This is a genomic window from Aeromonas tecta (assembly GCF_000820185.1).
Classification (GTDB): Bacteria; Pseudomonadota; Gammaproteobacteria; order Enterobacterales; family Aeromonadaceae; genus Aeromonas; species Aeromonas tecta.
In genome coordinates, this window is sequence record NZ_CDCA01000010.1 from 294789 (window position 1) to 303527 (window position 8739).

Annotated in this window: 7 protein-coding genes; 4 read left to right on the forward strand and 3 right to left on the reverse strand. The window is 59.8% G+C overall.

What is annotated here, in order from left to right; translation table 11 throughout:
* The first annotated feature begins 547 nt into the window (after nt 1-547).
* The 3 genes from nrdA to yfaE all read left to right on the forward strand — a co-directional run bounded on the left by nrdA (nt 548) and on the right by yfaE (nt 4410).
* Nucleotides 548-2812 carry a class 1a ribonucleoside-diphosphate reductase subunit alpha gene (gene nrdA, locus BN1137_RS02670; protein ID WP_050717112.1) on the forward strand — a complete coding sequence of 755 codons (2265 nt, stop codon included), beginning with the start codon at nt 548-550 and terminating at the stop codon, nt 2810-2812.
* 82 nt (nt 2813-2894) lie between these two features.
* Nucleotides 2895-4028, forward strand: coding sequence for a class Ia ribonucleoside-diphosphate reductase subunit beta (gene nrdB / locus BN1137_RS02675; RefSeq protein ID WP_050717113.1), 1134 nt, complete (start codon nt 2895-2897; stop codon nt 4026-4028).
* Nucleotides 4029-4092: 64 nt separating this feature from the next.
* The gene (yfaE, locus tag BN1137_RS02680) at nt 4093-4410 is read left to right on the forward strand and encodes a class I ribonucleotide reductase maintenance protein YfaE (protein ID WP_050717114.1); all 318 of its coding nucleotides are present in this window, start codon (nt 4093-4095) and stop codon (nt 4408-4410) included.
* A gap of 118 nt (nt 4411-4528) precedes the next feature.
* Here the strand turns inward: yfaE and mltA are convergent, their stop codons facing one another.
* Nucleotides 4529-5680, reverse strand: coding sequence for a murein transglycosylase A (gene mltA / locus BN1137_RS02685; RefSeq protein WP_050717115.1), 1152 nt, complete (start codon nt 5678-5680; stop codon nt 4529-4531).
* A 291-nt stretch (nt 5681-5971) separates the two neighbouring features.
* The gene (locus BN1137_RS02690) at nt 5972-6529 is read right to left on the reverse strand and encodes a hypothetical protein (RefSeq protein WP_050717116.1); all 558 of its coding nucleotides are present in this window, start codon (nt 6527-6529) and stop codon (nt 5972-5974) included.
* A gap of 276 nt (nt 6530-6805) precedes the next feature.
* Between BN1137_RS02690 and BN1137_RS02695 the strand changes: the two genes are divergently transcribed.
* Nucleotides 6806-7057, forward strand: coding sequence for a DUF1289 domain-containing protein (locus tag BN1137_RS02695; RefSeq protein WP_050717117.1), 252 nt, complete (start codon nt 6806-6808; stop codon nt 7055-7057).
* A gap of 113 nt (nt 7058-7170) precedes the next feature.
* Here the strand turns inward: BN1137_RS02695 and fruA are convergent.
* Nucleotides 7171-8739: PTS fructose transporter subunit IIBC (gene fruA, locus BN1137_RS02700; RefSeq protein ID WP_083443338.1), on the reverse strand; the 1569-nt coding region annotated here is incomplete at its 5' end.

Here is an 8739-nt window from a genome sequence, read left to right on the forward strand (position 1 = left end):
GCGGCCTCATGCTGCCTTTGATGGATGTCACAGGCAGCTTTTCACACAAAAATGGTCTGTTCGACTCCTTCCGCGATGGATCTGGACGGCATGACAGGCATGAGGAAAGAGAGCCGGGCCAGGCTCTCTTTTTTTCGCCTTGGCAACGGGGCTGGTGACGGGATCGGACACCTTTTGACCCTTGCTGCACAAGGGATAGCCAGCTGCAATTTGCTAGTAAAAACCACCTCCTTTCGCAAGCAAAAAAAGTTATTTAAATTTTCCATCTTCGATCATCAGACTTGCATTTACCGGATCGGACGCATGAAAACCCACTCACTGTGAGCAGTCACTAACAGAGACAATAAGACTCACAATTTATCCACAGCAATCAGGTTATCCACACGTTGCAATACCGGGGTGACCTCACTATCTTGTAGTTCGAAATCAAAATAACACTATATCTTGTGATTCATCGCGCTGTACGTCCCCACGCTTGTCGCCTATAACGGCCTGATGGGGACCTGGCGCGATGGTTTTTCGGGAATCAACTAAGGGTCATCAGCCAATGAACTTGTTTGTGACGAAGCGTAACGGACACAAAGAACCCATCGATCTGGATAAAATTCACCGCGTGCTCGACTGGGCTGCCGAGAAACTCGACAACGTGTCTGTCTCTCAGGTGGAGCTCAAGTCTCACATCCAGTTCTATGACGGTATCCGTACCGCCGACATCCACGAGACCGTCATCAAGGCTGCCGCCGACCTGATTTCCGAACAGAGCCCTGACTACCAGTACATGGCCGCCCGTCTGGCCATCTTCCACCTGCGCAAGAAGGCGTACGGCCAGTTCGAGCCGCCCCACCTCTACAGCCACGTCGCCCGTCTGGTGGACATGGGCAAGTACGACAAGCACCTGCTGACCGACTACACCCAGGCCGAATTCGAGGAACTCAACGAGTACCTGGATCACTGGCGTGACATGGACTTCTCCTACGCCGCGGTCAAGCAGCTGGAAGGCAAGTACCTGGTACAAAACCGTGTCACCGGTGAGATCTACGAGAGCCCGCAGTTCCTCTACATCCTGGTGGCCGCCTGCCTGTTCTCCAAGTATCCGAAAGATACCCGTCTGGACTACATCAAGCGTTTCTACGATGCGGTGTCGACCTTCAAGATCTCCCTGCCGACCCCGATCATGAGCGGTGTGCGCACCCCGACTCGCCAGTTCAGCTCCTGCGTGCTGATCGAGTGTGATGACAGCCTGGACTCCATCAATGCCACCGCCAGCGCCATCGTGCGCTACGTCTCCCAACGCGCCGGCATCGGCATCAACGCCGGTCGCATCCGTGGTCTTGGCAGCCCCATCCGTGGCGGCGAAGCCTTCCACACCGGTTGCATCCCGTTCTACAAGTACTTCCAGACCGCGGTCAAATGCTGCTCCCAGGGCGGCGTGCGCGGCGGTGCCGCCACCCTGTTCTACCCGCTGTGGCACACCGAGGTAGAGAGCCTGCTGGTACTCAAAAACAACCGCGGCGTGGAAGAAAACCGAGTCCGTCACATGGACTACGGGGTGCAGATCAACAAGCTGATGTACCAGCGCCTGATCAAGGGCGGTGACATCACCCTGTTCTCCCCCTCCGATGCCCCCGGCCTGTACGATGCCTTCTTCGCGGATCAAGACAAATTCGAGACGCTCTACGTCAAGTACGAGCAAGATCCGGCCATTCGCAAGAAGACCATCAAGGCGGTGGACTTGTTCTCCCTGATGATGCAGGAGCGTGCCGGTACCGGTCGCATCTACATCCAGAACGTGGATCACTGCAACACCCACAGCCCGTTTGACCCAGCCGTGGCGCCGGTGCGCCAGTCCAACCTCTGCCTCGAGATTGCGCTGCCGACCAAGCCGCTCAACAACGTCGATGACGAAGAGGGCGAGATTGCCCTGTGCACCCTGTCGGCCTTCAACCTCGGCGCCATCGAGAAGCTGGAAGACCTGGAAGAGATGGCCGACTTGGCCGTGCGCGCCCTGGATGCGCTGCTCGACTATCAGGATTATCCGCTGAAAGCTGCGCAAAAAGGCAGCATGAATCGCCGCACTCTGGGGATTGGGGTTATCAACTATGCCTATTACTTGGCAAAAAATGGTGCTCGCTACTCCGACGGCTCTGGCCTCGCGCTGACTCACCGCACCTTCGAGGCGATCCAGTACTACCTGCTGAAGGCCTCGGTGCAGCTGGCCCGCGAGTTCGGCCCCTGCCCGGCCTTCAACGAGACCACCTACGCCCAAGGGATCCTGCCCATCGATACCTATAAGAAGGATCTCGATGTGCTGTGCAACGAACCCCTGCACCTGGATTGGGAGTCCTTGCGCGAAGAGATCAAGACCGTGGGTCTGCGCAACTCTACCTTGACCGCCCTGATGCCAAGCGAGACCTCCAGCCAGATCTCCAACGCCACCAACGGCATCGAGCCGCCGCGCGGCCTGGTATCGGTCAAGGCCTCCAAAGACGGTATTCTCAAGCAGGTGGTGCCCGAGTATCATCGCCTGAAAGATCAGTACGAACTGCTGTGGAAGCAACCGAGCGTCGATGGTTACCTGCAGCTGGTCGGTATCATGCAGAAATTCGTGGATCAGGCGATCTCCGCCAACACCAACTATGATCCCGCCCGTTTCGAAGGCAACAAGGTACCGATGAAGCAGCTGCTCAAGGATCTGCTGACCGCCTACAAATACGGCCTCAAGACCCTGTACTATCACAACACCCGTGATGGTGCAGACGATGCCCAGACCGACCTGCAAGATGATTGTGCCGGCGGAGCTTGTAAAATATAAGCCACTGTAAGATCTGATAACTGGGCGGGAGCATGAAGCTCCCGCCCTCCTGTTTCCTCTCATTCAAGACATTCAAATCACCATGGCCTATTCAACTTTCTGCCAAACCCAGAACGACCAGCTCAAAGAGCCGATGTTTTTTGGCCAATCGGTCAACGTGGCCCGTTATGATCAACAAAAGCACGACATCTTCGAGCGGCTGATCGAGAAGCAGCTCTCCTTCTTCTGGCGCCCGGAAGAGGTGGACGTCTCCCACGATCGCATCGACTACCAGGCGCTGCCGCCCCATGAGCAGCACATCTTCATCTCCAACCTGAAGTACCAGACCCTGCTGGATTCCATTCAGGGTCGCAGCCCGAACGTCGCGCTGCTGCCGCTGGTCTCCATCCCGGAGCTGGAGACCTGGATTGAGACCTGGGCCTTCTCAGAGACCATCCACTCTCGCTCCTACACCCACATCATCCGCAACATCGTCAACAACCCGGGGCAGGTGTTCGACGACATCATCACCAACGAGCAGATCTTGAAGCGTGCCGGCTCCATCAGCCACTACTACGACGATCTGATCGAGGCGACTGCGCTCTACCATCTGCACGGGGAAGGCACTCATCGCGTTCAAGGCCGTGAACTCACCATCAGCCTGCGTGGCTTGAAGAGAAAGCTCTACCTGTGCCTGATGAGCGTCAATGCACTGGAGGCGATCCGCTTCTACGTCAGCTTCGCCTGCTCCTTCGCCTTCGCCGAGCGCGAGCTGATGGAAGGCAACGCCAAGATCATCAAGATGATCGCCCGTGACGAGGCGCTGCACCTGACCGGTACTCAGCATATGCTGAACCTGATGCGCAATGGCCTGGACGATCCCGAGATGGCAGAGATCGCCGCCGAGTGCGAGCAAGCCTGTTTCGACATCTTCAAGGAAGCGGCCATTCAGGAGAAAGAGTGGGCCGAGTACCTGTTCCAGGATGGCTCCATGATCGGCCTGAACAAGGACATCCTCTGCCAGTACGTGGAGTACATCACCAACCTGCGCATGCATGCGGTCGGCCTGCAGCCAGCCTTCGTCGGCGCCAAGCAAAACCCCATCCCCTGGATCAACACCTGGTTGTCCTCTGACAACGTGCAGGTCGCCCCCCAGGAAGTGGAAGTGAGCTCCTATCTGGTTGGCCAGATCGACAGCGAAGTGCATGCCGACGATCTCGGTGACTTCGAGCTGTGATCAAGCAATGCGGGGCCGATGTGATCGACGGCACCACCGTCGCTGCGTTGGATAAGATTGCGCCATGAGTGACGCCGTCAGCATCCCATCCCCTGCCCCGCAGCAGGCAACGGAGCAAGAGCCACAAGCCTTGCTGGTTCATACCCAGGATGGCGCCCTGCAGGCCCATCCTGGTGAGAGCGTGCTGGAGACCCTGGAGCGCCACGGCCATAGGCTAGAGTTCCAGTGTCGCAGTGGCTATTGCGGCGCCTGCCGCACCCCGCTGCTGGCGGGCAAGGTGCACTATCCCAATGTGCCGCTGGCGTTTGTCTCTCAGGGAGAATGTCTGCCCTGCTGCTGCAAACCGCTGGGCGCCATTCGGCTGAGTCTGAAAAAAGAGTGAGCAAAGGCCTGCCATGTCTGGCCAGCGCCACCCACAAAAAAGCCGCCGGATTGCTCCGGCGGCTTTTTTGTTATCTGGCGTATAGCCCGCGTCCTGGTGACGCGGGCCCGCCATGATTTCAGAGCCAAGGCGCGGCGGTCGGTCCCTGATGCAGGCCCAGCTTCCAGACCCGGCCAAAGTGCTTGTAATGGCCCGCGGCCACCCCGGCCTTCTCTCCCATGCCATGGTAGAGATCGAGATGCCCCTTCTTGACCGCGCCGCCCACGTCCAGCGCGATCAGCAGACGCAGCTGATGCTTGCCGGTCCAGTGGCCCTCCTTATCCAGCAGCGGTACTTCCGCGAGGATGGGGGTGCCCATCGGCAGCAGGGTGCGATCGGCGGCCACCGCCGCCATCGGCAACAGCGGAATGCCGGCGGCCCCGATCACGTCGTTGGTCGGACGGCGCTCGAAGAACACATAGGACGGATTCTGCTCCACCAGCTCCATGACGCCCGCCTCCGGCTGGCGGTTGGCCCACTCCTTGATAGCCCGCATGGACATCTGCGCCTTGGGCACTTCACCCCTGTCGATCAGCACCCGGCCGATGCTCACATAGCCGTGACCGTTCTTGCCGCTATAGCCGAGGTACTGCAGCCTGTCCTCATCGCCATAGTGGACGAAGCCAGAGCCCTGCACATCCATCAGGAAGTTGTCGATGAGGGACTTGCTGTAGCCCAGCTCCAGCCCCCGGTTGGCCAGCGCCCCCTGGTGGATCTGGGCCCGGCTTGGGCAGCGACCGGCGCAGTTGGGCATGGCGTAGATCGGGTACTTGTACTTGGCATCCGGCCGGTGACGCACCTCCAGCACCGGTGAGTAGTAACCGGTGAACAGCACGTTACCCATGCGATCAGAGCCGCCAAGTTGGGCCAGGCTGATGCCGTACTGGCTGATCTGGGCCGGATTGCCACCGTTGGCCACCCAGCGCGAAAGCTGGCGATAGAGCTCACCGTAGCGGCGGGTCATCTTGCCGGAACGCTCCAGCACCAGCCGGCTCTGGGGGCCGAACTTGCTGAAATCCGACGCCTGACGGCTGTTGACCCGCTCAACCCGCACCAGATCATCTGGCAGGGTACCGTCCAGATACTGCTTGCCCAGATTCTCTGGCACCTCGCAGTTCAGAAAGCATCTGGCTTCGGATTTCTTCTGGGGCACCTTGGCTGGTTCAGGGTTGCCCGCACAACCGGCCAACCCAACCACAGCGGCGGTCAGCCAGTACGCGTGTTTTTTCATATATCCTCATCTACCGAATAACGCTAACACCATGAAAATGGTGATGAATTCAATCAAAGGCCGCAACCGATACCCGCTTGGGTTCGTCCGCTCGCCCACAGCCGCCGCACTGCCATTCCCGCAGCGCATCAGCAGGCGGCGCTATCATACAAAAACAAAGGCCCTCTTGGCCCCTTAAATTGAAAAATCCGGTTTATTCATCACAAGCTGCGGCATTCGGAAAGCGGGAGCGGCGGACGATCGCAAGATGAGGGTGGCCGGGTGTGGGCAGACACCCGGCCCTGGTGGCGCTCAGTGGCTATAGGGCAGGGAGGAGTGGTGCAGTACGATGCGTACCTTGCCATCGTCCCCCTTGCGAAATCCCCAGGTCTTGTCGACATCGACCTCCTTGTTGTCGCGATCGACCAGGTGCACCGTGCCCATGGTCAGCCCCATGTTGCCGTTGATGTAGACGGCGGCATTCTCGTAGCGATAGCTCTTCCAGTTCTTGAGGGCAAAGCCGGTGTCGGCCGGATAAGCCGGATCGTGGCCGACGAAATAGGCAAGCGCCCCCGCCTTGGTCAGACGAAAGGTCTGCTCACCGCTCGCCAGGGTCGGCTTGAACAGCACGGGCCCGTCGGCGTAACCATAGGCGCTGTCGAGCACGGCGGAAGCGGTGGCTTTCGCTTTATCTATGCCTCCCGTCCGGTAGTCATCGCTTATCTGCACCAGGGCCTTGCCCCAGCCATCCTGGGCGGCCGTGATCTCGGCCTCGGTGATGTTGCGGTTGAGGACTTCGGCGGCGCTGAGGGCGCCACTGGCGGCGAGCAGTATCAAGATGAGACCATGTTGTTTGTTAAACCGTTTCATAGCGTTCTGACTCCAGATGGGCGGTGGGGCTGCATCAGGAAGCTTAGTTGAGGCCCAACAGGAATCGAATGTCGCAACGAAGGCCCTCTTGGGTCGACAGCGCCATGCCGGAGCAGCAACGGCAACCCTATGGCCCTCGGCTCCCGCTTGACCTGTATGGCCTAAAATCCCCCTTCTCTGCCAGAGTGCTGCCAGAGTGCAAGGATGAGCGCAGGGATTTTTCCAAAGGCCAGTCATCTGGGTTATAACAGAGGGACAAGGTGTGCGAGGTCATGAATGGAACAGCTCGAGATCTTCCCGCTACAGAGCCCCTGCATCGGGGTCTGTGAAGTGAACGACAAGGGTTACTGCAAGGGATGCCTGCGCAGTCGGGAGGAGCGTTTCAACTGGCTGACCATGAATCCCATGGAGCAGCAAGAGGTGATGCGGCTGTGCCGCAATCGCAAGGCCCGGGTGCTGGCCGCCAGACGCAAGGCGCAGGAGAGCGGCGACCCGGATCAGCCAATGCAACCTGGATGGGATTTCTGACTGCCTTTTGATATCCAGACGATACTATCTGCCATCAAATTACATAGCGAAAGATAAAAAGGGCGGCCTCATGGCCGCCCTTTTTGCATTGCTGATTAGCTCGGGTTGAGCCGTCAGGCGGTCGCCAGCTTGGCCTGTGCCTCGCTGCGCTTGAGCATGGCGTAGCTCACCCCGGTGACCAAGGAGCCTGCGGCGATGGCCAGCACATACATAAACACGTGGCTGATGGCGTTGGGAATGAACAGCACGAACAGGCCGCCGTGGGGCGCCACCAGTTCGCAGCCGAACAACATGGAGAGCGCACCGGTCAGGGCGCCGCCCACCATGCAGGCCGGGATGACGCGCATCGGATCCTTGGCGGCAAACGGAATGGCCCCCTCGGAGATGAAGCACAGGCCCAGCACGAAGGAGGCCTTGCCTGCTTCCTGCTCCGTCTTGATGAACTTCTTGCTGGCGAGGAAGGTGGCGATCCCCATCCCGAGCGCCGGCACCATGCCGGCAGCCATCACGGCGGCCATGGGAGCATAGGTCTTGGAGGCGAGCAGGCCGACCCCGAACGCATAGGCTGCCTTGTTGACCGGGCCACCCATGTCGAAGCACATCATGGCTCCGATGATGACACCCAGCAACACGGCGTTGGCGGAGCCCATGTTGTTCAAGAACTCGGTCATGGCGCTCATGATGCCGGCCACCGGGCCACCCACCACGTAGATCATCACCAGACCGGTAAACAGGCTGGCAAACAGCGGAATGATGAGGATGGGCTTGAGCGCTTCCAGGGTCACCGGCAGGCGCACCTTGTCACTCAGGAACTTGGCGCTGTAACCGGCCAGGAAGCCGGCGACGATGCCACCGAGGAAACCGGCGCCAAGCGAACTTGCCAGCATACCGCCTATCATGCCGGGGGCCAGGCCCGGGCGGTCGGCGATGGAGTAGGCGATGTAACCCGCCAGCACCGGGATCATCAGGGCGAAGGCCGAGCCGCCGCCAATCTGCATCAGGGCGGCAGCCAGTGTCCCCTGCTCCTTGAACGCCTCAATCCCGAAGATGAAGGAGATGGCGATGATGAGGCCACCGGCCACCACCATGGGCAGCATGAAGGAAACGCCGGTCAGCAGGTGCTTGTAAGGGCCGGCCTTCTCTTCCTTTTTGGCAACCGCAGCGCCGCTGTGACGATAGACGGCCGCCTCGGTCCAGGCCTTGTCCAGTTCGCTACGGGTCTTCTTGAGGGCCGCCCCGGTGCTGGTGTGATACACCGGCTTGCCATCGAAGCGGGCCATGTCCACTTCGATATCGGTGGCGAGGAACACCAGATCGGCGGCGGCGATCTCTTCTGCCGTCAGGGCGTTCTGGGCACCGACCGAGCCTTGGGTCTCGACACGGATCTGATAACCCAGCTGCTTGGCCATGGTTTCGAGCGCTTCCGCCGACATAAAGGTGTGAGCAACGCCAGTGGGGCAAGCGGTCACTGCCACGATACGCTTGGTTACACTCGCAGGCTTGGCGGCAACGGCCGGCGCGGCCTGATGGCGATAGACCTTGGCCTCCCCCGCGGCTGCGCTCAGCACGGCGGCGGGATCCTGCAAGGCGAGATCCATGCTGCCCTGATAGAGGCGCTTGCCGTCATAGGCGGAAAGATCCAGTGGCGCACTTGCCACCACCAACACCAGATCGGCGGCGGC

What these genes read in the sequence shown, in the direction of transcription:
- BN1137_RS02695 (WP_050717117.1), top strand. Translation starts at nt 6,806, where the DNA reads ATGGAACAGCTCGAGATCTTCCCGCTACAGAGCCCCTGCATCGGGGTC.
- nrdB (WP_050717113.1), top strand. Translation starts at nt 2,895, where the DNA reads ATGGCCTATTCAACTTTCTGCCAAACCCAGAACGACCAGCTCAAAGAG.
- BN1137_RS02690 (WP_050717116.1), bottom strand. Translation starts at nt 6,529, where the DNA reads ATGAAACGGTTTAACAAACAACATGGTCTCATCTTGATACTGCTCGCC.
- yfaE (WP_050717114.1), top strand. Translation starts at nt 4,093, where the DNA reads ATGAGTGACGCCGTCAGCATCCCATCCCCTGCCCCGCAGCAGGCAACG.
- nrdA (WP_050717112.1), top strand. Translation starts at nt 548, where the DNA reads ATGAACTTGTTTGTGACGAAGCGTAACGGACACAAAGAACCCATCGAT.
- mltA (WP_050717115.1), bottom strand. Translation starts at nt 5,680, where the DNA reads ATGAAAAAACACGCGTACTGGCTGACCGCCGCTGTGGTTGGGTTGGCC.